This window comes from Citrobacter sp. Cf118, assembly GCF_030334095.1.
In the GTDB taxonomy this organism is placed as follows: domain Bacteria; phylum Pseudomonadota; class Gammaproteobacteria; order Enterobacterales; family Enterobacteriaceae; genus Citrobacter; species Citrobacter freundii.
In genome coordinates this window covers 931,886-957,366 of sequence record NZ_JAOWES010000087.1, presented here as the reverse complement: position 1 = coordinate 957,366, position 25,481 = coordinate 931,886, and the positions used below count along the sequence as shown (strand labels likewise).

Genomic DNA, 25,481 nt, shown 5'->3' with positions numbered 1-25,481 from the left:
TTGGATTGTATTGTTAACCATACAATACCACCGTAAAGAAAATCCATTCAGTACGTTTCAAAATTGCACCCATGAACGCTCAACTGACCGAAATCATGCGCCTTATCACCAACCTGATCCGCACCGGAACTGTCACCGAAGTGGACCGGGTTAACTGGCTGTGCCGGGTGAAAACGGGTGACCTTGAAACCAACTGGATTAACTGGCTGACCTGCCGTGCCGGGAAATCACGGACCTGGTGGAAACCGTCCGTGGGTGAGCAGGTTGTGCTGTTCAGCCTGGGCGGCAATCTGGAAACCGCCTTTGCACTGCCTGCTGTCTACTCAAATCAGTTTCCGCCCCCCTCAGATTCTGAGGACGGCAACGTGACGGCGTATGACGACGGCGGCTGGTTTGAATACGAACCCTCCACCGGGCGCTGGTATGTGCGCGGTATCAAATCCATGGTGATCGAGGCGGCGGATAACGTCACCTATAAAACCGGGGAGTTTGTGGTGGAGGCCAACACCACCCGCATCAACAGCGAGGTAGTGATCAACGGTGGTGTGACCCAGGGCGGCGGTGAGATGAGTTCTAACGGGGTTGTGGCTGATAAGCACGGTCACACAGGTGTTAAGTCCGGCGGAGACACATCGGGAGGCCCGGTATGACGATGTATTACGGTATGAACAGCACCACGGGCAAGGCCATCACGGACACTGAACATCTACGCCAGTCCGTGAAAGATATTCTCATCACACCACAAGGCAGCCGTATTGCCCGCCGGGAGTATGGATCGCTGCTGTCTGCCCTGATTGACCAGCCACAAAACCCGGCGCTGCGCCTGCAGATGATGAGTGCTGTTTATGTCGCGCTGATGCGCTGGGAGCCACGTTTGACACTGGATGAAATCACCATCAGCAGTGACTTTGACGGCTCTATGGTTGTGGAGCTGACCGGGCGGCGTACCGATGGCTCACCCGTTTCCCTTTCCGTTACCCCTGGAGTGCAGAATGGCAGCAATTGACCTTTCCCAGCTACCGCCGCCGCAGATTGTGGATGAGCCGGATTTTGAAACGCTGCTGGCTGAGCGTAAAGAGGGCTTTGTGGCTCTGCATCCCGCAGACCAGCAGGAGGCCGTGCGCCGGACGCTGGCGCTGGAGTCCGAACCCATCACCAAACAACTGCAGGAAAGTACCTACCGTGAGGTCCTGTTGCGGCAGCGCATCAACGAGGCTGCACTGGCGGTCATGGTGGCTTACTCACACAGCAATGATCTGGACCAGCTCGCGGCGAATTGCAACGTGAAGCGGCTGATCGTGACCCCGGCGGATAACAATGCTGTGCCACCCGTTCCGGCAGTGTACGAGACAGATGAAGAACTGCGCCCGCGTATCCCGGAAGCCTTTGAGGGGCTGTCTGTAGCGGGACCGACGGCAGCCTATGAGTTTCACGCCAAAAGTGCAGATGGTCGCGTATCTGATGCCAGCGCAACCAGCCCGGCCCCGGCGGAGGTGGTGATTACCGTGTTAAGTCGCGAAGGTGACGGCACTGCAGGGGCTGACCTGCTGGCAGTGGTTGATAAGGCGCTCAATAGTGAGAGCGTGCGCCCGGTGGCTGACCGTCTGACAGTACGCAGCGCAGAGATTATCCCGTACAGCGTGGACGCCACGATCTTTATTTATCCGGGGCCGGAAGCTGAGCCGGTAATGGCAGAGGCCAAAGCCAGCCTGCAGAAATACATTGCCAGCCAGACGCGGCTGGGCCGGGATATTCGCCTGAGTGCCATTTATGCTGCGCTGCATGTTGAAGGTGTGCAGCGAGTGGAGCTGACTGCTCCCCTGGCGGATGTGGTGCTGGATAAAACCCAGGCCGCATCCTGCACCACCTGGAATGTGAGCAACGGGGGGACAGATGAATAGCCTGATGCCCCCAGGCTCCTCGCCGCTTGAGCGCCGCCTGGCGCAGAGCTGCAGCGGCATTTCCGATCTGCAGGTGCAGCTGCGTGATCTCTGGAACCCGGCAACGTGCCCGGTCCGTTTTCTCCCTTATCTGGCCTGGGCCTTTTCGGTGGATCGTTGGGATGAAAACTGGGCGGAAAGCGTTAAGCGCCAGGTGGTGCAGGATGCTTTCTATGTCCATCAGCGCAAAGGCACAACCAGCGCCGTGCGCAGGGTGGTGGAGCCGTTCGGCTTCCTGATCCGCATTCTGGAATGGTGGCAGACCAACGAGGCCCCCGGCACGTTCCGTCTGGATATTGGCGTGCAGGACCAGGGCATTACAGAGGAAACCTTTCTGGAGCTGGAGCGCCTGATAAGTGACGCCAAACCAAGCAGCCGCCACCTGATCGGCATGTCCATCAACCTGCAGACCAGCGGCCCGTATTGGGTGGGAGCCGGGACGTATATTGGCGAGGAAATTACGGTGTACCCGTATATCAACGAAACCATTATTTCCGGCGGTGCTCTGTTTGAGGGCGGCGCAGTCCATGTTATTGACACAGTGAGAGTGAATCCATGAGCGCAAAATTTTATACCCTGCTGACGGAGATCGGCGCGGCGAAACTGGCAAGCGCCGCCGCGCTCGGTGTTCCGTTGAAAATTACGCAGATGGCGGTGGGTGACGGCGGTGGTGTTCTGCCCGCACCCAATGCACAGCAGACAAAACTGGTGGCTGAAAAGCGCCGGGCGGCACTGAATATGCTGTACATCGATCCGCAGAACAGCAGCCAGCTGATTGCTGAGCAAGTTATTCCCGAAACTGACGGCGGTTGGTGGATTCGTGAAGTTGGCCTGTTCGATGAGACGGGCGCACTGATTGCAGTAGGCAACTGCCCGGAAAGCTACAAGCCGAAGCTGGCAGAGGGCAGCGGACGCACGCAGACCGTGCGTATGGTACTGATTACCAGCAGCACCGATAACATCACCCTGAAAATTGACCCTGCAGTGGTTCTGGCAACCCGCAAATATGTGGATGATAAGGTGCTGGAGCTTAAGGTGTATGTGGATGACCTGATGGCAAAGCATCTTGCTGCTGTTGATCCTCATTCGCAGTATGCGCCTAAAGATAGCCCAACATTGACTGGCACACCGAAAACGCCAACAGCACCGGCGGGAACTAACACAACTCAGATTGCCAGCACGGCATTTGTGCAGGCGGTGGTAACGGTGTTAAACAATGCACTGGCGCTCAAGGCTCCGCTGGCAAACCCTGCGCTGACCGGAACGCCAACAGCTCCTACTGCAACGCAGACGGCGAACAATACGCAGATTGCCACGACCGCATTTGTGAAAGCGGCAGTTGCCGGGCTGGTCGGTTCATCGCCGGAGGCGCTGGATACGTTAAATGAGCTGGCTGCTGCGCTGGGGAATGATCCTAACTTTGCGACAACAGTAATGACTGCGTTGGCGGGAAAAATGGATAAAGCAGCTAATGGCGCTGATATTGCCGATATTTCTGCTTTTCTAAAAAATCTTCATCTTGGAGAGGGCAGTGCGTTGCCAGTCGGTGTTCCCATTCCGTGGCCTACTGCAATACCGCCGGAAGGTTGGTTGAAATGTAATGGAGCATCATTCATTTCCTCACAATATCCGAAACTGGCGCAGGTTTATCCGTCATTAAAATTACCAGATCTACGCAGTGAATTTATTCGTGGGTGGGACGATGGGCGTGGAGTAGATGCTGGACGTCAGGTTCTAACGTCTCAGACTGATGCTATGCAGCCGATTATCGGCTCCATTGGCTATGGTACAAACGGTATGTTTACTTATGCTGATGGAGTTTTTACGGGTATAAATCGTGAAAGCGGAGACGGTGTCGTTACACAAGCAACAAGCATCTCACAATATAAACAGGCTCATTTAGACTCAAGTACGGTAACACGAACAGCGGCAGAAACACGTCCGCGGAATATTTCATTTAATTACATTGTGAGAGCAGCATAATGACTGAGGCGAAACTTAATAATGAATTTATAGCTGTGGAATCTGGCAATATAACGGTGTTTAACTTTGATATTGAGACGCGTGAATATCTTTCTTCTACTATTGAGTTTCTTGCCGTAGGGGTTGGCGTTCCTGCTAATTCATGCATTGATATGCCGGGTAAAAGTAAAAAGGGGTTAGCCATTTGCCGGACTAAGGACCTTAACGAGTGGGAATATATTGCTGATCACCGAGGTGAGAGCGTTTACAGCACAGAAACTGGCAAAAAAATAGTTGTGTCAGAGCTGGGAGATTACCCAGAGAACACTACAGAACTGCCTCCTGCTACACCATATGATAAGTGGAACGGTAGCGCATGGGTGACGGATACCGAGGCGCAGTACAAGGTTTATGTAGAAACAGCTGAACATAAGAAAGCGGAGCTTCTGGCAAAGGCTCAGCTAACAATCAATCTATGGCAGACAGAACTACAATTAGGAATTATCAGTGATGAAGATAAAGTCAGACTAATCACCTGGATGAATTACATCAAAGCGGTGCAGGTGGTAGACACGTCAACTGCGCCAGATATCACGTGGCCGAGGAAGCCCGAGTGACTGATAATTAAATGGTTAGTGTTATTCTCCCCCACACTGCCTATGTGGTATGAATACGAGGGGGAGGATGTTTGTTTTCTGTTTCTGTGATAATATTAGGTCCTCATTTTTTAATATAAAAATCAATATGAAAGAGAATAAAATACGTTCTGCCGATGGCGTAAGAGGTTTCGCTTTGATGATTGTTGTGGTGATGCATGCTACGGGGCTATTCTTTCCCTCACTGCATGATCATCTCGGAGGTACGGGACAGCCTGGTGTTTGGTTGTTTTTTGTTCTTAGCGCTTTTTTGTTGACACATAAATTTATTAATTCTGGTTTTTCGTTCTTGAATGTGTTGAGTTATCTTTTAGGGCGAACAATAAGGATATTACCGATTTTTTATATTGCAGTATTAATTTATTACCTTATGGGGTTTTATGATTTAGAGAAAATGAAATCGATAATTTCATTTGATAGTACTTACATCCATCTCTGGACTATTCCGATAGAATTCAAGTTTTACTTTTTGTTGCCGATTGTGGTTTATCTCGCATCTAGTATCCAGAAAGTTGCAGGTAGAAAATATTCTTTGTTGTTTTTGGTATTGTTAACCTTAGCGTTCGCTTTTATATACCCTTATACGGATGACGAAATCAACGGCAGACTGTCGTATTACATTCCTGTCTTTATGTATGGAATTATAATTGCGTTTATGTATAACTGTTTTCAAATTAAAATATCATCTCTCGTTAGTGATGGGGTGTCAATTGCAATTATATTAATATTTATAATGTTGACGCCTCCTTTTCAAGGAGTTAATGGTTGGCTGGGTAATAAGTTTGTGGTGTTAGGGCCATTTATTGCTCTCTTTGTATATCTGCAAGTAAATTCCAGTGGGTATATAAGCACGCTTTTATCTTCAAAAATCATGGCGGATTTGGGGAAATATAGTTTTTCAATTTACTTATTTCATATAATGATAATTTTTATTGTTTACCCTAACTTCTTGGGTAATATTACTGCATATTTAGTTACTATAGCTTTATGTATTGGCGGTGGGGCTATTGCCTATCATTGCATTGAATCTCCCTTGGAATCGTTCAGGCATAAGCTTATGAAAAGAATAACGCAGGCTTATCAGAATCAAAATATTTAAGTAAAAGTAAAAAAGGCTCTCGTCAACCGACGAGGCCTTTTAAAACGAGTATTAATTCCCATCCTGTAAAGTGCCCCCCTATCCCGAACAACGTTTTTAGTTATCAACGCCGTACCGAAAATTTCCTGCGACATTGTGTGATTAATCGTACAACGCACATCAGCTGTCTGCATGGCGTAATCAATACAACATAGTGCGAAGCCTAATCCAATCAGGAGGTTCGCCACTATGGCTCAGGATTACCACCACGGGGTGCGCGTTGTTGAAGTCAACGACGGCACCCGCTCCCTCACCACGGTAAGCACTGCTATCGTGGGCATGGTCTGCACCGGCGATGATGCTGATGCGTCCGTATTCCCTCTCAATAAGCCGGTTCTGCTGACGGATGTACTGGAGGCCAGCGGTAAAGCAGGCGAGTCCGGCACGCTGGCCCGTTCGCTGGATGCGATTGCCGACCAGTCAAAACCCGTGACGGTTGTTGTGCGCGTGGCGCAGGGCGAAACCGAAGCGGAAACCACCTCCAACATTATCGGCGGCGTGACCGCTGACGGTAAAAAAACGGGGATGAAAGCGCTGCTTTCTGCGCAGTCGCAACTGAAAGTTAAGCCGCGCATTCTCGGTGTGCCGGGGCACGACACGCAGGCAGTTGCCACTGAGCTGATGAGTGTGGCGCAGAGTCTGCGCGGTTTTGCTTATCTGTCCGCCTGGGGCTGCAAGACGGTGGAAGAAACCATTGCTTACCGGGACAATTTCAGCCAGCGAGAGGGGATGCTGATCTGGCCTGATTTCATCAACTTTGACACCGTTCTGAAAGCCGATGCGACGGCTTACGCCTCCGCCCGTGCGCTCGGTCTGCGCGCCAAAATCGACGAACAGACCGGCTGGCACAAAACCCTGTCCAACGTAGGTGTGAATGGCGTCACCGGTATTTCCGCTGATGTGTTCTGGGATCTGCAGGACCCGGCAACGGATGCGGGACTGCTGAACCAGAATGACGTCACCACGCTAATCTGCAAAGACGGGTTCCGCTTCTGGGGTTCCCGCTGCCTCAGTGACGATCCCTTGTTTGCGTTTGAGAACTACACCCGCACGGCGCAGGTGCTGGCTGACACGATTGCAGAGGGGCACATGTGGGCGGTGGATAAGCCACTGAATCCGTCACTGGCTCGCGACATTATCGAAGGTATCCGCGCCAAATTACGCAGCCTGGTGAATCAGGGATACCTCATCGGGGCGGACTGCTGGCTGGATGAGTCAGTGAACGATAAAGACTCCCTGAAAGCCGGGAAACTCACCATCGACTACGACTACACGCCTGTGCCGCCGCTTGAAAATCTGATGCTGCGCCAGCGCATCACCGATCGCTACCTGGTCGATTTTGCCAGCCGTGTCAGTGCATAAGGGGGATACATGGCATTACCACGCAAGTTAAAACACCTGAACCTGTTCAACGACGGGAACAACTGGCAGGGGATCGTTGAGTCCCTGACCCTGCCGAAATTCACCCGCAAGTTTGAGAAGTATCGCGGCGGCGGTATGCCGGGCGCGGTGGATGTGGATATGGGGCTGGATGACGGCGCACTGGATACGGAATTTTCAATCGGCGGCACTGAACTGCTGTTATTCAAGCAGATGGGCAAAGCCACTGTTGACGGCATCCAACTGCGCTTCACCGGCTCCATTCAGCGCGACGATACCGGCGAAGTGCAGGCCATTGAGCTGGTTGTGCGCGGGCGTCATAAAGAAGTGGATTCCGGCGAGTGGAAAACCGGCGAGAGCAGCACCACCAAGGTCAGCAGCACCAACAGCTACGCGAAGCTGACCATTAACGGCGAAGTGCTCTATGAGGTTGATGTGGTCAACATGATTGACATCGTTGACGGCGTGGACCTGATGGAAGCACACCGTAACGCCCTTGGCCTCTGATTTAACTTAACGGCGCGGTGATCCGCGCCAGTATCTGATTAACAGGAAACGAACATGAGCGACAAGCTGACTGACAAAACCGTACAACTGGATACGCCAATCATGCGCGGTAAAACCCAAATCACCGAAATTGTGCTGCGTAAGCCGCAGTCCGGTGCGCTGCGCGGCACCCGCCTGCAGGCCATTATGGATATGGACGTGGGGGCCATGATGACAGTGATCCCGCGTATTTCCACCCCAACGCTGACCGCACAGGAAATGGCTGAACTGGACCCCGCCGATCTCACCGCGCTGTCGGTCGAGGTGGTGACTTTTTTGTTGAAGAAGTCGGTGCTTGCCGGTTTACCGACAGCCTGACGATTGATGACCTGGTGGCGGATATCGCCACCATCTTTCACTGGTCGCCGTCCATCACTGACGTTATGCCGCTGACTGAGGTGCTGGAGTGGCGGCACAAAGCGATTCAGAGAAGCGGGGCCAGCGATGAGTGACAATAACCTGCGTCTGCAGGTGATTCTGAATGCGGTTGACAAGCTCACCCGCCCATTTCGATCCGCGCAGGCCAGCTCAAAAGAGCTGGCTGCCGCTATTCAGCAAAGCCGCGCCCGGCTGAAAGAGTTAGATTCTCAGGCGGGCAGAATTGATGGCTTCCGTAAGGCCAGCGCGCAGCTGGCAGTCACAGGTAACAGCCTTAAAGCCGCCCGCGAAGAAGCGGCAAAACTCGCCACGCAGTTTACTGCGACCAACCGCCCGACGGCAGCACAGGCCAGACTGCTTGAGCAGGCTAAAAATCGCGTCACCGATTTACAGGGAAAATATAACGGGCTGCGTCAGTCAGTGCAGCGTCAGCGCCTTGCGCTGAATGAGGCAGGGCTTGATACAAAGAAACTTAGCAGCGCACAGCGTGAATTACGGCAGAACGCCGATGAAACCCGACTGGCACTGGAGCGGCAGCAGAAATCCCTGAAACGCCTGGGTGAACAGCAGGCGAGAATGAATGCAGTTCGTGATCAGTATTCGCGCCGTCTGGAGGTACGGGATCGCATTGCCGGAGCCGGGGCCACCACCACGGCAGCGGGGCTGGCAATGGGCGCGCCGGTTATGGCTGCAGTTAAGAGCTACGCCAGTATGGAAGATGCCATGAAAGGCGTGGCAAAGCAGGTAAACGGGCTGCGTGACGATAACGGCAACCGTACAAAACAGTTTTATGACATGCAGGATGCCATCAAGGCTGCCAGTGAGCAGTTGCCGATGGAGAACGGCGCTATAGACTATGCCGCGCTGGTTGAGGGGGGCGCGCGCATGGGCGTGACCAGCCAGGATGATCCCTTTGAGGACCAGAAACGTGACCTGCTGGCCTTTGCATCCACGGCGGCAAAAGCTGCAACGGCCTTTGAGCTGCCCGCCGATGAGCTGGCGGAAGGGCTGGGGAAAATCGCGCAGCTCTATAAAGTGCCGACGCGCAATATTGAACAACTGGGCGATGCGCTGAACTACCTGGACGATAACGCCATGTCAAAGGGCGGAGACATTATCAACGTCCTGCAGCGCATGGGGGGCGTGGCTGACCGCCTTGACTTCCGAAAGGCTGCGGCGCTGGGTTCAACATTCCTTTCTCTTGGGGCTGCCCCGGAAATCGCCGCCAGCGCCTCTAATGCCATGGTGCGTGAACTGTCTATTGCCACCATGCAAAGTAAACGCTTCTTTGAAGGTATGGACCTGCTGAAACTCAATCCGGCGGAGATTGAAAAGCAGATGACCACCGATGCCATGGGCACCATCCAGCGGGTTCTGGAGAAGGTCAACAATCTGCCGCAGGACAAGCGCCTGTCTGCAATGACGATGCTTTTTGGCAAAGAGTTTGGCGATGATGCGGCAAAGCTGGCTAACAACCTGCCGGAGCTGCAGCGCCAGTTGAAACTCACATCGGGTAGTGGTGCTGATGGCTCCATGCAGAAAGAATCCGACATTAACAAGGATTCATTGTCTGCGCAGTGGTTGCTGGTTAAGACGGGTGCGCAGAACGCTTTCAGCAGCCTGGGGGAAACGTTGCGCCAGCCGCTGATGGATATTATGGGCATGGTTAAGGATGTGACCGGGGCGCTGCGTCGCTGGGTGGAGCAGAATCCCGTGCTGGCTGGCACGCTGATGAAAGTGGCGGCGGCTATGGCGGCTGTCACTGTCGGACTGGGTACACTTGCCGTGGCGGTAGCTGCTGTGCTGGGGCCGATTGCGGTGATCCGGTTTGGCCTGTCTGTGCTGGGTGTAAAAACATTACCTTCCGTTGCTGCAGCAGTAACACGTACTGGCAGTGCCCTGTCATGGCTGGCAGGTGCGCCACTTTCCCTGTTGCGTCGGGGTATGGCGTCATCCGATGGCAGTGTCGGGTTGCTGAGTGCCCCGCTTAATTCCCTGCGTCGCTCAGCCGGAATCGTGGGTAATGCACTGAAAACGGTGGCAGGTGCGCCGCTTGCCGTGTTCCGTGCCGGTATGTCAGGCATCCGTAATGTTATCGGTATGGTGATGAACCCACTGGCGGCGTTGCGGGGTGGGCTGGCAGCTGCCGGTGGTGTGTTGCGTTTTCTTGTTTCTGGTCCGCTGGCATTACTTCGCGGCGCGCTGTTTGGCATTTCTGGCCTGTTGGGCGCGCTGCTCAGTCCGATAGGGCTGGTTGTGGCTGCGCTGGCTGGTGTGGCGCTGGTTGTGTGGAAATACTGGCAGCCCATCGGTGCATTTCTGGGGGGCGTGGTGGAAGGGTTCAAAGCCGCTGCTGCGCCAATCAGCGCCGCCTTTGAGCCGCTCAGACCCGTGTTTCAGTGGATTGGTGACAGGGTGCAGGCCTTGTGGGGCTGGTTCAATGATTTACTTACGCCGGTTAAATCCACTTCCGAAGAACTGAACAGCGCAGCTGCAATGGGGCGCCGGTTTGGTGAGGCGCTGGCGGAAGGTCTGAATAGGGTGATGCACCCGCTGGAATCACTTAAATCCGGTGTGTCGTGGCTGCTGGAAAAGCTCGGTATTGTCAGTAAGGAGGCGGCAAATGCGAAACTGCCCGCGCAGGTCACGCAGCAGCAGTCCGCCACGGTGAACAGTGACGGCAAAGTGGTGCTGCCGCCCGGCGGGTTCCCGGCTTACGCGGGGATGTACGACACGGGCGGGATCATTCCACGCGGGCAGTTTGGCATTGTTGGAGAAAATGGCCCTGAAATTGTGAACGGACCGGCAAATGTCACCAGCAGGCGGCGTACTGCTGCGCTTGCCTCTGTCGTTGCAGGCGTGATGGGGGTTGCTGCGACACCTGAAGAAGCGGCTCCGCTTCATCCCTTCAGTCTGCCTTCGAGTGCATACCAGACGCAGCCTGTTAAGGCAGACAGCCCGCCGTCAGTTATTCGTTATGAGATAAATGCGCCCATTCATATCGTTGCACAGCCGGGACAGAGTGCGCAGGATATTGCCCGTGAAGTGGCACGGCAGCTTGACGAGCGGGAACGCAGGGCCAGGGCAAAAGCGCGCAGCAATTTCAGCGATCAGGGGGGGTATGAATCATGATGATGGTGCTGGGTTTATATGTATTTATGCTGCGTACTGTCCCTTATCAGGAGCTGCAGTATCAACGCAGCTGGCGACATGCAGCCAACAGCCGGGTGAACCGCCGCCCGTCAACGCAGTTTCTTGGCCCGGATAATGATTCACTGACACTGTCCGGGGTTCTGCTGCCGGAAGTGACCGGAGGCAGGCTGTCATTGCTGGCGCTGGAGTTGATGGCAGAGCAGGGCAAAGCCTGGCCTTTGATTGAAGGCAGCGGAACCATTTACGGCATGTTTGTCATTGAGAGTCTGAACCAGACAAAGACGGAGTTTTTTGCAAGCGGAATGCCCAGGCGCATTGAGTTTACGATCACCCTCAAACGGGTTGATGAATCGCTGTCTGACATGTTCGGGAGCCTGAGTGACCAGCTCAGCAACCTGCAGGACTCTGCTGCCTCTGCGATTGGGGGGATTAAAAACACGGCTGGAGGATTGCTGCAGTGAACGTTAATTCTGATCTCCTGAATCTGAACAGCAAAAGCCCGGCTTTCAGTATCGTCATTGAAGGTAAGGACGTGACTACCGTGCTGGATACCCGCCTGATGAGTCTGACGCTGACGGATAACCGGGGCTTTGAAGCGGACCAGCTTGATCTGGAGCTGGACGACGCCGACGGGCTGATCGCTCTGCCGCGACGTGGGGCAGTGATTCAGCTGGCGCTGGGCTGGAAAGGCCAGCCGCTTTTCCCTAAAGGGGCTTTTACCGTGGATGAAATTGAACACAGCGGTGCCCCTGACCGGCTGACCATCAGGGCGCGTAGCGCAGATTTCCGTGAAACCCTCAATACACGGCGCGAAAAATCATGGCATCAGACAACGGTGGGGGAGGTGGTAAAGGAAATCGCCGCCCGGCATAACCTCAAAATGGCGCTGGGTAAAGACCTGACGGATAAGGCGCTGGATCATCTGGACCAGACCAATGAAAGCGATGCAAGTTTTCTGATGAAACTGGCGAGACAGTATGGGGCGATTGCTTCCGTTAAGGACGGGAACCTGCTGTTTATCCGCCAGGGGCAGGGAAGAACGGCAAGCGGCAAGCCGCTGCCGGTTATCACCATCACGCGCAAAGCCGGTGACGGTCATCGGTTCACCCTTGCTGATCGTGGTGCCTATACCGGTGTTATTGCCAGCTGGTTGCATACGCGTGAACCCAGGAAAAAAGAGACAACCAGTGTTAAGCGCCGTCGAAGGAAAGCCACCGCACCCAAAGAGCCGGAAGCAAAACAGGGCGATTATCTGATGGGAACGGATGAAAACGTGCTGGTTCTTAATCGTACCTACGCCAACCGGAGCAATGCAGAGCGCGCAGCAAAAATGCAGTGGGAACGTCTGCAGCGCGGGGTTGCTTCATTTTCCCTGCAGCTCGCTGAGGGGCGGGCTGATCTCTATACGGAAATGCCGGTGAAGGTGACGGGGTTTAAGCAGCCGATCGATGATGCCGAATGGACCATTACCACCCTGACGCATTCTGTCAGCCCGGATAATGGATTTACGACCAGCATGGATCTCGAAGTGCAAATAGATGAGTTCGACATTGAATGATTAGTTCCAAATTGCGAACAATGATGTATCATTATTGCGAACTGGTTAATAGTGAGGGCTGATTATTATGATGAATTGTCCTATGTGCGGGCAGGCGGCACATACCCGAAGTAGCTTCCAGGTTTCCAACGAAACCAAAGAGCGCTACAACCAGTGCACTAACATCGAGTGCGGGCATACCTTCGTGACGCATGAAACTTTTGTGCGATCAGTATGCCGGCCGCAAAAAATCAGCGCCGCACCACCACATCCGCAAGGAATGCAGGAACAATTAGCCTACTGATATTGACCCGCCGCTGGCGGGTTTTTTACGTCTGGTGTCGCCATAACAAAAGCGCTGTCGCCACTTTGTCGCCACATATTAATAAGTGTTTCTCTAAGTGTTTGATTAGAATAGGGATGAATTTCAGGCAACAAAAAACCCATCAACCTTGAACCAAAACGGCGGGGTTGATGGGCTCCACAAATTGGGGACATCAAAGAAAAGCAGTGGCAATAGTTATGACTGACGCCTTGAAGAAAAGTTCTGCTTACCTGCAAAAAATTTTCGTTTAAGGGTAAATTTCAGCGCTAACCAAGGCCAGGCCAGACAATGACGATGAGTGTCCCCGCTAATGTCAGCAGAACGTTAGCTATCGCGTAGGTCCCAGCATAGCCTAACGCAGGGATGTTGCTGCGTGCGGTGTCGCTGATGATTTCCATTGCCGGAGCACAGGTACGTGCGCCCATCATGGCGCCAAACAGCAGGGCGCGGTTCATGCGCAATACGTAAGCACCAAACAAGAAACAGATAACAACCGGAACCAGGCTGACTACCAGACCGGCAATCAACATTTGACCACCGACGGCCCCCAGGCCATTACCAATGCCACTGCCTGCGCTTAAACCGACGCCAGCCATGAATACCATCAGACCAAACTCTTTCACCATGTTCAGTGCACCCTGTGGGATGTAGCCAAACGTTGGATGGTTGGCTCGCAGGAAGCCCAGCATGATACCGGCGAACAGCAGTCCAGCCGCATTCCCGATGCCGAAGCTGAAATTACTGAACTGGAAGGTGATCATCCCGATCATCAGACCGATGATAAAGAAGGCGCAGAAGGCCAGCAGATCGGTCACCTGACTGTGAATCGAAATGAAGCCGATACGATCGGCAATAGTTTTCACGCGACGAGCATCACCGCTGACCTGCAAAACGTCACCTTTATTGAGCACGACGTTGTCATCAATAGGCATTTCAATCTGGCTGCGGATCACGCGGTTCAGGAAACAACCGTGGTCGGTCAGTTTCAACTGGGCCAGGCGACGACCAACGGCATTGTGGTTTTTCACTACAATTTCTTCAGTGACGATGCGCATATCGAGCAGATCGCGATCGAACACCTCTTTACCGTTACGGAAGCTGGGATCGAGGCGGGCATGGGCGTCCGGATAACCCACCAGAGCTATCTCATCGCCCATTTGCAGCACCGCGTCACCATCCGGGTTGGCAAGAATGCCGTTGCGACGGATACGTTCAATGTAACAACCGGTCTGACGATAAATACCCAGTTCGCGCAGATTTTTACCATCGGCCCATGCCACTAGCTCCGGGCCAACGCGATAGGCGCGAATCACCGGGAGGTAAACTTTACGATTGGCATCAGTATCCAGGCCTCGTTCACGCGCGATTTGTTGGGCGCTGGTTTGCAGGTCCTGATGCTGAAGTTTCGGCAAATAGCGTGCACCAACAATCAGACTGACCAGACCAATCAAATAGGTGAGGGCGTAACCCAAGCTCAGGTTATCGAGAGCGCTTGAAAGTTGTGTTCCTGACATTCCTGAATGGCGCAAGGTGTCACCTGCGCCGACCAGCACCGGCGTTGAGGTCATCGAGCCAGCCAGCATACCCGCCGTCAGGCCGATGTCCCAGCCAAATAGCTTACCCAGCCCCAGGGCGATCAGCATTGCGCTACCGACCATTACCAGGGCAAGCATTAGATAATTTTTCCCATCGCGAAAAAAAATCGAAAAAAAGTTGGGGCCGGCTTCGACGCCGACGCAAAAAATAAACAGCATAAAGCCGAGATTTAATGCATCGGTGTTAATACTAAAGTGCTGCTGACCTAATAATAGGGAGACCACTAAAACGCCAATGGAATTACCGAGTTGGACTGAACCCAGACGTAATTTGCCCAGACACAGGCCCAGAGCCAGGACCACAAATAATAACAGGATGTAATTCCCATTTAACAAATCTGCGACGTTTATATTCACGGAGACTAACTTCTTGTTTACTAGTAAGCTATTGAAAGAAATGGCAATTTACGCTAATGTTTTTGCCAGAAATTAAGGGGCGACAGCATCGTACACAGCCCCGAATAATGCAGCATAACAATATATGCGGCTAGTTTAATCTCATTACGTATCAACGGCTATAAGAATCGTGTGGGTGTGTTTTTGGCATGGAATGCCGAGTTACTTTATCTGACTGGACGCCTGCGGGCGAAAAGAGTGTTCGATAGAGAATGTGTCAGGAGGAACGATTGAAACATAAGCAAAGTTGGGCGAGTGCGGTCTGCTGCTTTGTGCTCTTTATTGTGGTGTGTCTTTCATTAACGCTGAACGTGAAAGGGGCATTCAGAGCGGCAGGGCATCCTGAGGTCGGATTGTTGTTTTTTATCTTACCAGGTGCTGCAGCAAGCTTTTTTTCCCATCGTCGGGAAGTACTCAAACCCCTTCTTGGTGCAATGTTGGCGGCGCCGTGCTGCCTGTTACTGATGCGGTTCGTTTTTATGCCGACGCGTTCATTGTGGCAAGAGCTGGCGTGGTTGTTTAGTGCGGTGTTTTGGTGCGCGCTTGGCGCATTATGTTTTTTATTTATCAGTAGCTTATTCAATCAGCATCAACGGCGGAAAAAGAACTGATGACGCCCTCAAGCTGAGGGCGTAGAAACAGCTATCAGGCGAACAGATTCATATTCTCTTTTGCCCAGGCTTCAAAATCCGTGCAGCCGCCGATGTGTTTTTGATCGACGAAAATCTGCGGAACGGTTTCAACTGGCTTACCTACTGTTTTTTCCAGATCTGCTTTGGTAATTCCTTCAGCATGGATATCAATGTAGCGGAAGTTAAAATCGTCATGCTCACTGCTTAATTTTTCTGCTAATTCTTTTGCGCGCACGCAATACGGGCACCCTGGGCGACCAAAAATAACGGCAAACATCTCTTTCTCCTCGAACTTATCAGGCCGGATGGCAATACTTGTTATGATGCCGCGATTTGTGACGGATGGAAAGCAGGTTCAGCCTGTTGCTTTGATATCCTCAAGCTATATCTGTTAAACACGGCAAGCTGGAACGTTTTATAATGAAAGCCATTTCGCCGGGAGGCCGCGTATGCGCACAATTGGTGTATTACCCAAAAGCGTATTGATGCTGGAAATAGTTGGGATGGTTTTGTTATCGCTGGCGCTGCTATCGCTTAACGATTACCTCACCTTGCCCGCACCGCTTAACAGCCCGTTAGCCTGCGTGGTGATGATATTTCTGGGCGTACTGCTGATGCTCCCTGCTGCGGTGGCGTTGATGTGGCGTATTGCGCAACTGCTGGCACCGCAACTTATGTCACGCGCACCCGGTGATTCAACTGATTTAGACAGAGACAAAAGAGATGACACCAACCATTGATTTACTCCGCAGCCACCGTTCCATTCGCCATTTTACCGATGATGCTATCTCGGATGCACAGCGTGAGGCGATTATTGCCGCAGCTCAGGGAACGTCAAGCTCCAGTTTTCTACAGTGCACGACGATCGTTCGTATAACGGATAAATCTCTGCGTGAATCGCTGGCTACCTTATCTGGCGGCCAAAAGCATGTGGCGCAGGCCGCTGAGTTCTGGGTGTTTTGCGCTGATTTTAATCGTCATTTGCAGATTTGCCCTGATGCGCAACTTGGGCTGGCGGAACAGCTGCTGCTGGGCGTGGTTGATACTGCAATGATGGCGCAAAATGCGTTGACGGCGGCAGAGTCGCTGGGACTTGGCGGCGTATTCATTGGCGGTCTGCGTAACAATATTGAGCCGGTCACCGAACTGCTGAAGCTGCCGCAGCACGTTCTGCCGCTGTTTGGTTTGTGCCTTGGCTGGCCTGCGGATAACCCGGATATCAAGCCGCGCCTGCCTGCGTCACTTGTTGTGCACGAAAACCAGTATCAGCCGCTCGATACAGACGTTTTGTCGCAGTATGACGAACAGCTTGCGCAGTACTATCTGACCCGCGGCAGCAATACGCGTCGTGACACCTGGAGCGATCACATTCGCCGTACCATCATTAAAGAAAGTCGCCCCTTTATCCTGGAATATTTGCATAAACAGGGATGGGCCACGCGCTAAAGATTTTAACCCAGTGTATGATACGCCAGCTTTTACCAGGTCATTCAGAGAGGTGCAGGGTGAAAATTGCCATTTTGTCCCGGGACGGAACGCTCTATTCTTGTAAACGCCTGCGTGAAGCGGCGATGCAGCGCGGTCACCTGGTTGAAGTTATCGATCCCCTTTCTTGCTATATGAACATCAGTCCGGCGGCATCTTCTATTCATTACAAGGGCCGTCAGCTTCCCCATTTCGACGCGGTGATCCCGCGGATTGGTTCCGCGATTACCTTTTATGGGACGGCGGCGCTGCGCCAGTTTGAGATGCTGGGTAGCTATCCGTTGAATGAATCGGTAGCGATTACACGGGCGCGCGATAAGCTGCGTTCGCTACAGCTGCTGGCGCGTCAGGGAATTGATTTACCCATCACCGGGATAGCCCACTCTCCCGACGATACCAGCGACATGATTGACATGGTTGGCGGTGCGCCGTTAGTGGTGAAACTGGTTGAAGGCACCCAGGGTATTGGCGTGGTGTTGGCGGAAACGCGGCAGGCTGCAGAAAGCGTGGTAGATGCCTTTCGTGGGCTGAATGCCCATATCCTGGTTCAGGAATATATCAAAGAAGCGAAGGGGCGCGATATCCGCTGTTTCGTGGTGGGCGACGAAGTAGTGGCCGCCATTGAACGACGGGCTAAAGAGGGCGATTTTCGTTCTAATCTCCATCGCGGTGGTGTGGCGACTATTGCGAGTATCACGTCGCGCGAAAGAGAAATTGCGCTCAAAGCCGCCCGGACTATGGGCCTGGACGTTGCAGGCGTTGATATTCTGCGCGCTGATCGAGGGCCACTGGTCATGGAGGTCAACGCGTCCCCGGGGCTGGAAGGAGTGGAGAAAACCACCGGGATAGACATAGCTGGCAAGATGATCCAGTGGATCGAACGTCACGCTACGCCTGAATTTTGCCTTAAAATCGGCGGCTAAGCGCAATATCGATTGCGATCGTGGTATGACTCGCTCTTTTTGCGTAAGCTGTGCCGGTATTTTTTTCATCAATAGAGGTCGCACATTATTATGACATCACTGGTCGTTCCCACTCTGGATACGTTGCGTCAATGGCTCGACGACCTGGGCATGAGTTTTTTTGAATGCGATACCTGTCAGGCGCTGCATTTGCCGCACATGCAGAATTTTGACGGCATCTTTGATGCAAAAGTTGATTTGGTCGATAACGTCATTCTGTTTTCCGCGATGGCAGAAGTCAGACCTTCTGCACTGCTGCCGCTGGCCGCCGATCTGTCCGCGATCAATGCCAGCTCACTGACGGTGAAAGCTTTTCTGGATATGCAGGATGATAATCTGCCAAAACTGGTGGTTTGCCAGTCTTTATCCGTTATGCCGGGCGTGACGTTTGAGCAGTTTGAGTGTTTTGTTCGCCAGAGCGAAGAGCAGATATCGATGGTGATCCTTGAAGCCGGTGCGCATCAGCTGTTATTTAATGCTGAAGAAGATGCGCAGAATAGCACCGCTGAAATTCATTTCCTCCATTAATTCTTCCTGAATCTGGACATATATTGCGCAGCCGCTGCCAGAGCGGTTGCGTATTGCCCGTTTTTATTCTGTATTTAACCTTTCATTAAAGAATTATTCACCTCTATTCAGCGCCTTCCGCTTTACGTCATAGACAATTCCTGCATAAAAAATTGATAAAAGACGTTTTTTAATCTGGGCTATATCCACGATTCCTGGCTAAAGTTATTCTTGCGAAGCTTACCAACGTCATCATTTAAACAGCCCCTTGTGACCTGTTCTACGGCCACAATGTATGTTGAATGCCTGGACGGATGCCAGCGAGCAATAGCGGCGTGAGGAGAGGTCTCTCTTTACATCGGTGCCGCATGAAAGAATATGCACGTTTCTTGCATATCATTAGAGTGTGACATTTTTGTTCGTTTGTTAACGAACTTTCAGAAGGAAAGAGATTATGACCGCCTTAAATAAAAAATGGTTATCAGGCCTGGTTGCGGGTGCTCTGATGGCCGTCTCTGCCGGCACGCTCGCTGCTGAACAAAAAACGCTGCATATATATAACTGGTCTGATTATATTGCCCCGGACACGGTGGCTAATTTTGAAAAAGAGACCGGAATTAAAGTCATCTATGACGTATTTGATTCCAATGAAGTGCTGGAAGGTAAGCTCATGGCTGGCAGTACCGGCTTTGACCTTGTCGTTCCATCCGCCAGCTTCCTTGAGCGTCAACTGACCGCGGGCGTATTCCAACCGCTGGATAAGAGCAAATTGCCGGGCTGGAAAAACCTTGATCCTGAACTGCTGAAGCTAGTGGGCAAACACGATCCGGACAACAAGTTTGCGATGCCGTATATGTGGGCTACGACCGGTATTGGTTACAACGTGGATAAAGTTAAAGCTGTGCTGGGGCCGGATGCGCCGGTTGACAGCTGGGATTTGATCCTCAAGCCAGAAAATCTGGAAAAACTCAAAAGCTGCGGCGTCTCTTTCCTTGATGCCCCCGAAGAGGTGTTCGCCACGGTGCTGAACTATTTGGGTAAAGATCCAAACAGTACCAAAGCGGATGATTACACCGGACCGGCAACGGATCTGTTGTTGAAACTGCGACCGAATATTCGCTATTTCCACTCTTCGCAGTACATCAACGACCTGGCAAACGGTGATACCTGCGTCGCAATCGGCTGGGCTGGGGACGTATGGCAGGCCGCAAACCGTGCGAAAGAAGCGAAAAATGGCGTCAATATCTCCTTCTCAATTCCTAAAGAAGGTGCAATGGCGTTCTTTGACGTATTCGCGATGCCTGCCGATGCGAAAAACAAAGACGAAGCCTATCAGTTCCTCAACTACCTGCTGCGCCCTGATGTGATTGCGCATATCTCCGACCACGTTTTTTATGCCAATGCCAACAAAGAAGCGACGGCTCTGGTCAGCCCTGAAGTTCGTGACAACCCGGGTATTTACCCGCCTGCGGATGTGCGAGCTAAGTTGTTCACACTGAAAGTACAGGATCCGAAGATCGATCGTGTACGTACCCGCGCATGGACGAAGGTAAAAAGCGGGAAATAAACCGATGTTTGGGACATGACCCGGCAGGATTTGTGCCTGCCGGGCAGCGTTGAGCCCGGACACATATAACCCGGCAATACGCACTGTTATAGTGCGTTATTTGCACCGTTTCTTTGTTTTATGCCGGAGAGCACCTGAGTGAATGATGCAACCCCACGCCCACAAGCGAAAATCCGCAAGGCGCTGACCCCGCTGCTTGAAATTCGCAATCTGACCAAGTCATTTGACGGTCAGCACGCCGTTGATGACGTCAATCTTACTATCTACAAAGGTGAAATATTTGCTCTGCTCGGCGCGTCCGGCTGTGGCAAATCGACACTGCTGCGGATGCTGGCGGGATTTGAACTGCCGACTACCGGGCAAATCATGCTTGATGGCGTCGATTTAGCGCATGTCCCGCCTTATCTGCGTCCAATTAATATGATGTTTCAGTCCTACGCCTTGTTTCCGCATATGACTGTCGAGCAGAACATTGCCTTTGGTCTCAAGCAGGACAAACTGCCGAAGGCTGAAATCGCCAGTCGGGTGAATGAGATGCTGGGACTCGTGCATATGCAGGAGTTCGCTAAACGCAAACCACATCAGCTTTCTGGCGGCCAGCGTCAGCGCGTGGCATTGGCGCGCAGCCTGGCAAAACGTCCAAAACTGCTGCTGCTGGATGAACCAATGGGGGCACTGGATAAAAAACTCCGAGACCGCATGCAACTGGAGGTAGTGGATATCCTGGAACGCGTCGGTGTGACCTGCGTGATGGTGACGCACGATCAGGAAGAAGCCATGACGATGGCGGGTCGTATTGCGATCATGAATCGTGGAAAATTTGTCCAGATTGGTGAGCCAGAAGAGATCTACGAGCATCCGACCACGCGTTACAGCGCAGAGTTTATCGGTTCGGTAAACGTTTTTGAGGGACTGCTGAAAGAACGTCGGGAAGATGGTCTGGTGATTGAGTCTCCAGGACTGGTGCATCCGCTGAAAGTGGACGCCGATGCTTCTGTTGTCGATAACGTCCCGGTGTATGTTGCGCTGCGTCCGGAAAAAATCATGCTCTGCGAAGCGCCTCCGCCAGAGGGTTATAACTTCGCGGTAGGCGAAGTGGTGCACATTGCCTATCTGGGTGATTTGTCGGTGTACCACGTACGTTTGAAAAGCGGTCAGATGTTGAGCGCCCAGCTACAAAATGAGCATCGTTATCGTAAAGGGTTACCAACCTGGGGCGACGAAGTCCGTTTATGTTGGGATGCGGACAGCTGTGTGGTGTTGACGGTTTAAGGAGCGAAGATGAGTACACTTGAACCTGCGGCACGCGTGGATAACGCGGGGCGATTCAGGCTGTTTATGTCGCGGCTACAAATGAAGCACGGGCGCAAGCTGGTGATCGCACTGCCGTATGTGTGGCTGCTGCTCCTGTTTCTGCTGCCTTTTCTGATCGTCTTCAAAATCAGTTTGGCTGAAATGGCGCGCGCTATTCCACCCTATACCGACCTCGTTTCATGGGCTGACGATCAGTTATCCATCACGCTCAACTTAGGCAACTTCCTGCAACTGACGGACGATCCGCTCTATTTCGATGCCTACCTGCAATCGTTACAGGTGGCGGGAATTTCGACAATCTGTTGTCTGCTGCTGGGATACCCGCTGGCATGGGCCGTCGCGCACAGTAAACCCTCAACGCGTAATATTCTGCTGTTGCTGGTGATCCTACCGTCCTGGACCTCGTTTTTAATTCGCGTGTATGCCTGGATGGGGATCCTGAAAAACAACGGCGTCCTGAACAACTTTCTAATGTGGCTGGGCGTCATCGACCAACCGTTGACTATTTTGCACACCAATCTGGCGGTCTATATCGGCATTGTTTACGCCTATTTGCCCTTTATGGTGCTGCCGATTTATACCGCGCTGACCCGTATTGATTACTCGCTGGTGGAAGCGGCGCTGGATTTAGGTGCCCGACCGCTGAAGACTTTCTTTAGCGTGATTGTGCCGTTGACCAAGGGCGGGATTATTGCCGGGTCAATGCTGGTGTTTATTCCGGCTGTTGGCGAGTTTGTGATCCCTGAGCTGCTGGGTGGCCCGGACAGCATCATGATTGGCCGTGTGCTTTGGCAGGAGTTTTTCAATAACCGCGACTGGCCGGTGGCTTCTGCGGTCGCCATTATTATGTTGCTGTTACTGATTGTGCCGATCATGTGGTTCCACAAATATCAGCAAAAAAGCGTGGGGGAACACGGATGAATAACTTACCGGTCGTTCGCTCTCCGTGGCGTATTTTTATCCTGGTAGTTGGCTTTACCTTCCTGTACGCGCCGATGCTGATGTTGGTTATCTATTCGTTTAACAGCTCGAAGCTGGTGACGGTTTGGGCAGGGTGGTCAACGCGTTGGTATGGCGAGCTTTTTCACGATACCGCGATGATAAGCGCCGTAGGCATGAGCCTAACGATTGCCGCGGGCGCTGCGACGATGGCGGCAATCCTTGGCACCATCGCCGCCGTGGTAATGGTGCGCTTTGGTCGTTTTCGTGGTTCGAATGGTTTCGCCTTTATGATCACCGCGCCGCTGGTTATGCCAGATGTCATTACCGGTTTGTCGCTGCTGCTGCTGTTTGTAGCGTTGGCTCACGCCATCGGCTGGCCGGCTGATCGCGGAATGCTGACCATCTGGCTGGCGCACGTCACCTTCTGTACAGCGTACGTAGCGGTGGTGATTTCTTCACGTTTGCGCGAACTGGATCATTCCATTGAGGAAGCAGCGATGGATCTTGGCGCCACGCCGCTGAAGGTCTTTTTCGTCATCACGCTGCCGATGATTATGCCGGCGGTGATTTCCGGTTGGCTATTAGCCTTCACGCTGTCACTCGATGATCTGGTTATTGCCAGCTTTGTCTCTGGTCCTGGTGCCACAACGTTACCGATGCTGGTGTTCTCCAGCGTACGTATGGGGGTCAACCCGGAGATCAACGCGCTGGCGACGCTGATTCTTGGTGTGGTAGGAATTATCGGATTTATCGCGTGGTATCTGATGGCGCGAACAGAAAAACAACGGATCCGCGATATCCAACGTGCAAGACGCGGCTGAAAAAACTAAAATCTGCCAACCTGTCTATACGGCGCAGCTGTGGTGGTTGCGCCGTTTTCATGGAAGACGACGCGTTGGGATTTTTTAAGAAATCATCCACATCACATGCTCGCTTAAACGTCCCTGCTTTGGTGCAGGTGGCGGCGCTGGCTATTATTATGATCCGCTGTCTCGATCTGTTGATGATTTTTAATACGCTTGGGTTTCGTGGAACCAGTGAGTTTATTCATCGCAGTGTGCAGACCTGGAATTTGACGCTGGTGTTTCTGGGCAGTCTGGTGCTGCTATTTATCGAAATTTACTGTGCATTTTCGCTGGTAAAAGGACGGAACTGGGCACGCTGGATCTATCTGTTGACCCAGATTATCGCCAGCGTCTATCTGTGGGCAGCTTCGCTGGGCTACGGATATCCCGAACTGTTCAGTATTGCGGGGGAGTCCAGACGCGAAATCCTGCATACGCTGGTGATGCAAAAACTGCCGGATATGCTGGTATTGCTGCTACTGTTTGTTCCTGCGTCCAGCAGGCGGTTCTTCCGTTTGCAATAACGTGTATAATCTTGGCCCCCGGTTAATTTGTAGGTCTTTGTATGCAGTGCGCACTTTATGACGCCGAACGCTGTCGCTCCTGTCAGTGGATGACACAGCCTGTCGCCGATCAACTCTTCGCTAAAACAGCCGATCTACAGAATCTGCTGGCCGATTATCCGGTCGGAGAATGGTGCGCGCCGGTCAGTGGTCCGGAAAGCGCGTTTCGCAATAAAGCCAAAATGGTGGTCAGCGGCAGCGTGGAAAAACCGTTGCTGGGGATGTTGCATCGTGACGGTACGCCGGAAGATTTGTGCGACTGTCCGCTCTACCCTGAGTCTTTCGCGTCCGTATTTTCCGCGCTCAAGCCGTTTATCGCCCGAGCAGGGTTAACGCCCTATAACGTTGCGCGTAAACGCGGGGAACTGAAATATTTGCTGTTAACGGAAAGCCGGTTCGATGGTGGCATGATGCTGCGTTTTGTCCTGCGTTCTGAAGCAAAACTGGCACAGCTGCGCGCGGCGCTGCCCTGGCTGCAGGCACAGCTCCCACAGTTAAAAGTGATCACTGCCAATATTCAGCCGGTGCATATGGCGATTATGGAAGGGGAGACAGAAATCTTCCTGACGGAACAACAGGCGCTGGCGGAACGCTTTAACGATGTACCGTTGTGGATCCGCCCACAGAGCTTTTTCCAGACTAACCCGGTGGTGGCGGGGCAGTTGTATGCCACGGCGCGCGACTGGGTGCGTCAGCTTCCGGTTAATCACATGTGGGATCTGTTTTGCGGCGTTGGGGGTTTTGGTCTGCACTGCGCTACACCGCAAATGAAACTGACGGGGATTGAAATCGCGCCAGATGCGATTACCTGCGCGAAGCACTCGGCGCAGGAACTTGGGTTGCAGAATCTGCATTTTCAGGCGTTGGATTCAACTCAGTTTGCTACCGCTCAGGGCGAAGTTCCGGATCTGGTGCTGGTGAATCCGCCGCGTCGCGGGATTGGGAAACCGCTGTGCGATTTTCTTTCCCGCATGGCACCGCGTTTTATTGTTTATTCCAGCTGTAATGCGCAAACCATGGCGAAGGATATTCGTGAGTTGCCTGGGTATCGCATTGAACGCGTTCAGCTTTTCGATATGTTCCCGCACACCTCGCATTATGAAGTGTTAACGCTGCTCAGCCGACAATAACTGCTATGCCTGATGGCGCTTCGCTAATCAGGCCTACAGGTTGTTCGTCATTCGTAGGCCGGATAAGGTGCTTGCACCGCATCCGGCAAATGCAATATGCGAAAAAAAAGCCCGTACTTGCGTACGAGCTCTTCTTAAAATATGGCGGTGAGGCGGGGATTGACTCGCTTCGCTCGCCCTGCGGGCAGCCTGTTCGCTGTGCTCACAGTCTGTCCAACTGGCTGCGCCAGTAGTCGAACCCCGGTCCGGGCTTCTCATACCCGCCATGCTGTGCAACATGCGAAAAAAAAGCCCGTACTTGCGTACGAGCTCTTCTTAAAATATGGCGGTGAGGCGGGGATTGACTCGCTTCGCTCGCCCTGCGGGCAGCCTGTTCGCTGCGCTCTCAGTCTGTCCAACTGACTGCGCCAGTAGTCGAACCCCGGTCCGGGCTTCTCATCCCCACCAGGCTGTGCAACATGCGAAAAAAAAGCCCGTACTTGCGTACGAGCTCTTCTTAAAATATGGCGGTGAGGCGGGGATTGACTC

Annotated in this window: 28 protein-coding genes and 1 tRNA gene (1 of these 29 cut by a window edge); 26 read left to right on the top strand and 3 right to left on the bottom strand. The window is 52.7% G+C overall.

The features are described from left to right. Window positions 1-71: 71 nt before the first annotated feature. From OGX67_RS19910 to OGX67_RS19840, 15 genes are all read left to right on the top strand, one after another. Entirely contained in the window at window positions 72-650 is a 579-nt protein-coding gene (locus OGX67_RS19910) for a phage baseplate assembly protein V (protein ID WP_257651846.1), read from the top strand. Further along, a complete protein-coding gene (locus OGX67_RS19905; RefSeq protein ID WP_257651847.1) occupies window positions 647-1,006 on the top strand; it encodes a GPW/gp25 family protein in 360 nt (119 codons plus the stop codon). The genes OGX67_RS19910 and OGX67_RS19905 overlap by 4 nt, the downstream gene beginning before the upstream one ends. Next, the gene (locus tag OGX67_RS19900) at window positions 993-1,901 is read left to right on the top strand and encodes a baseplate assembly protein (RefSeq protein ID WP_257651848.1); all 909 of its coding nucleotides are present in this window, start codon (window positions 993-995) and stop codon (window positions 1,899-1,901) included. The genes OGX67_RS19905 and OGX67_RS19900 overlap by 14 nt, the downstream gene beginning before the upstream one ends. Beyond that, window positions 1,894-2,499 (top strand): phage tail protein I, encoded by a 606-nt coding sequence (locus OGX67_RS19895; protein WP_257651849.1) that lies wholly within the window; start codon window positions 1,894-1,896, stop codon window positions 2,497-2,499. Before OGX67_RS19900 ends, OGX67_RS19895 begins: the two co-directional genes overlap by 8 nt. After that, complete coding sequence (locus OGX67_RS19890; protein ID WP_257651850.1) at window positions 2,496-3,923, top strand: phage tail protein; 1,428 nt, start codon at window positions 2,496-2,498, stop codon at window positions 3,921-3,923. Before OGX67_RS19895 ends, OGX67_RS19890 begins: the two co-directional genes overlap by 4 nt. Further along, a complete protein-coding gene (locus OGX67_RS19885) occupies window positions 3,923-4,519 on the top strand; it encodes a tail fiber assembly protein (RefSeq protein ID WP_257651851.1) in 597 nt (198 codons plus the stop codon). Before OGX67_RS19890 ends, OGX67_RS19885 begins: the two co-directional genes overlap by 1 nt. Window positions 4,520-4,646: 127 nt before the next feature. Continuing rightward, complete coding sequence (locus OGX67_RS19880; RefSeq protein WP_257651852.1) at window positions 4,647-5,657, top strand: acyltransferase family protein; 1,011 nt, start codon at window positions 4,647-4,649, stop codon at window positions 5,655-5,657. Window positions 5,658-5,885: 228 nt separating this feature from the next. Beyond that, on the top strand, window positions 5,886-7,058 hold the full coding sequence (locus OGX67_RS19875; protein ID WP_257651853.1) for a phage tail sheath protein: 1,173 nt from the start codon (window positions 5,886-5,888) through the stop codon (window positions 7,056-7,058). A 9-nt stretch (window positions 7,059-7,067) separates the two neighbouring features. Next, entirely contained in the window at window positions 7,068-7,583 is a 516-nt protein-coding gene (locus OGX67_RS19870) for a phage major tail tube protein (RefSeq protein WP_286527036.1), read from the top strand. Window positions 7,584-7,637: 54 nt separating this feature from the next. Beyond that, window positions 7,638-7,940 (top strand): phage tail assembly protein, encoded by a 303-nt coding sequence (locus OGX67_RS19865; RefSeq protein WP_257651854.1) that lies wholly within the window; start codon window positions 7,638-7,640, stop codon window positions 7,938-7,940. A gap of 14 nt (window positions 7,941-7,954) precedes the next feature. Then, window positions 7,955-8,074 (top strand): GpE family phage tail protein, encoded by a 120-nt coding sequence (locus OGX67_RS19860; protein ID WP_001397628.1) that lies wholly within the window; start codon window positions 7,955-7,957, stop codon window positions 8,072-8,074. Continuing rightward, window positions 8,067-11,132 (top strand): phage tail tape measure protein, encoded by a 3,066-nt coding sequence (locus tag OGX67_RS19855; protein ID WP_257651855.1) that lies wholly within the window; start codon window positions 8,067-8,069, stop codon window positions 11,130-11,132. Before OGX67_RS19860 ends, OGX67_RS19855 begins: the two co-directional genes overlap by 8 nt. Beyond that, window positions 11,129-11,614 (top strand): phage tail protein, encoded by a 486-nt coding sequence (locus OGX67_RS19850; protein WP_257651856.1) that lies wholly within the window; start codon window positions 11,129-11,131, stop codon window positions 11,612-11,614. Before OGX67_RS19855 ends, OGX67_RS19850 begins: the two co-directional genes overlap by 4 nt. Continuing rightward, window positions 11,611-12,711, top strand: a complete 1,101-nt coding sequence (locus OGX67_RS19845) for a phage late control D family protein (RefSeq protein WP_257651857.1) — start codon at window positions 11,611-11,613, stop codon at window positions 12,709-12,711. The genes OGX67_RS19850 and OGX67_RS19845 overlap by 4 nt, the downstream gene beginning before the upstream one ends. A gap of 67 nt (window positions 12,712-12,778) precedes the next feature. Continuing rightward, complete coding sequence (locus OGX67_RS19840; protein ID WP_072053662.1) at window positions 12,779-12,994, top strand: ogr/Delta-like zinc finger family protein; 216 nt, start codon at window positions 12,779-12,781, stop codon at window positions 12,992-12,994. Window positions 12,995-13,281: 287 nt separating this feature from the next. On the opposite strand, the gene OGX67_RS19835 is transcribed toward OGX67_RS19840, so the two are convergent. Beyond that, window positions 13,282-14,967 (bottom strand): aspartate:alanine antiporter, encoded by a 1,686-nt coding sequence (locus OGX67_RS19835; protein WP_003035354.1) that lies wholly within the window; start codon window positions 14,965-14,967, stop codon window positions 13,282-13,284. Between the two features lie 269 nt (window positions 14,968-15,236). On the opposite strand from OGX67_RS19835, the gene OGX67_RS19830 reads away from it, so the two are divergent. Further along, window positions 15,237-15,617: an inner membrane protein YbjM gene (locus tag OGX67_RS19830; protein ID WP_003035356.1), complete on the top strand. Its 381-nt coding sequence runs from the start codon at window positions 15,237-15,239 to the stop codon at window positions 15,615-15,617. A gap of 34 nt (window positions 15,618-15,651) precedes the next feature. On the opposite strand, the gene OGX67_RS19825 is transcribed toward OGX67_RS19830, so the two are convergent. Then, entirely contained in the window at window positions 15,652-15,915 is a 264-nt protein-coding gene (locus OGX67_RS19825) for a GrxA family glutaredoxin (RefSeq protein ID WP_003035358.1), read from the bottom strand. A 172-nt stretch (window positions 15,916-16,087) separates the two neighbouring features. On the opposite strand from OGX67_RS19825, the gene OGX67_RS19820 reads away from it, so the two are divergent. The 10 genes from OGX67_RS19820 (at window position 16,088) to rlmC (ending at window position 24,953) form a co-directional block, all read left to right on the top strand. Beyond that, on the top strand, window positions 16,088-16,378 hold the full coding sequence (locus OGX67_RS19820; RefSeq protein ID WP_003035362.1) for a YbjC family protein: 291 nt from the start codon (window positions 16,088-16,090) through the stop codon (window positions 16,376-16,378). Then, window positions 16,362-17,084 carry a nitroreductase NfsA gene (nfsA, locus tag OGX67_RS19815; protein ID WP_003836934.1) on the top strand — a complete coding sequence of 241 codons (723 nt, stop codon included), beginning with the start codon at window positions 16,362-16,364 and terminating at the stop codon, window positions 17,082-17,084. Before OGX67_RS19820 ends, nfsA begins: the two co-directional genes overlap by 17 nt. A gap of 59 nt (window positions 17,085-17,143) precedes the next feature. Continuing rightward, window positions 17,144-18,046, top strand: a complete 903-nt coding sequence (rimK, locus tag OGX67_RS19810) for a 30S ribosomal protein S6--L-glutamate ligase (RefSeq protein ID WP_071697293.1) — start codon at window positions 17,144-17,146, stop codon at window positions 18,044-18,046. Window positions 18,047-18,136: 90 nt separating this feature from the next. Continuing rightward, window positions 18,137-18,613: a type III secretion system chaperone family protein gene (locus OGX67_RS19805; RefSeq protein WP_003035368.1), complete on the top strand. Its 477-nt coding sequence runs from the start codon at window positions 18,137-18,139 to the stop codon at window positions 18,611-18,613. Window positions 18,614-19,046: 433 nt separating this feature from the next. Next, window positions 19,047-20,159, top strand: a complete 1,113-nt coding sequence (potF, locus tag OGX67_RS19800; protein ID WP_003035370.1) for a spermidine/putrescine ABC transporter substrate-binding protein PotF — start codon at window positions 19,047-19,049, stop codon at window positions 20,157-20,159. 138 nt (window positions 20,160-20,297) lie between these two features. Next, entirely contained in the window at window positions 20,298-21,431 is a 1,134-nt protein-coding gene (potG, locus tag OGX67_RS19795) for a putrescine ABC transporter ATP-binding subunit PotG (protein WP_003035373.1), read from the top strand. Window positions 21,432-21,440: 9 nt separating this feature from the next. Then, a complete protein-coding gene (gene potH / locus OGX67_RS19790; RefSeq protein WP_003035374.1) occupies window positions 21,441-22,394 on the top strand; it encodes a putrescine ABC transporter permease PotH in 954 nt (317 codons plus the stop codon). Further along, on the top strand, window positions 22,391-23,236 hold the full coding sequence (gene potI, locus OGX67_RS19785) for a putrescine ABC transporter permease PotI (RefSeq protein ID WP_003035376.1): 846 nt from the start codon (window positions 22,391-22,393) through the stop codon (window positions 23,234-23,236). The genes potH and potI overlap by 4 nt, the downstream gene beginning before the upstream one ends. Before the next feature lie 59 nt (window positions 23,237-23,295). Beyond that, on the top strand, window positions 23,296-23,784 hold the full coding sequence (locus OGX67_RS19780; protein WP_003035378.1) for a YbjO family protein: 489 nt from the start codon (window positions 23,296-23,298) through the stop codon (window positions 23,782-23,784). 41 nt (window positions 23,785-23,825) lie between these two features. Beyond that, window positions 23,826-24,953 carry a 23S rRNA (uracil(747)-C(5))-methyltransferase RlmC gene (gene rlmC / locus OGX67_RS19775; RefSeq protein ID WP_257651858.1) on the top strand — a complete coding sequence of 376 codons (1,128 nt, stop codon included), beginning with the start codon at window positions 23,826-23,828 and terminating at the stop codon, window positions 24,951-24,953. Between the two features lie 504 nt (window positions 24,954-25,457). Here rlmC and OGX67_RS19770 read toward each other — a convergent pair. Next, window positions 25,458-25,481 (bottom strand) — tRNA-Ser (locus OGX67_RS19770); it runs 139 nt beyond the window's last position.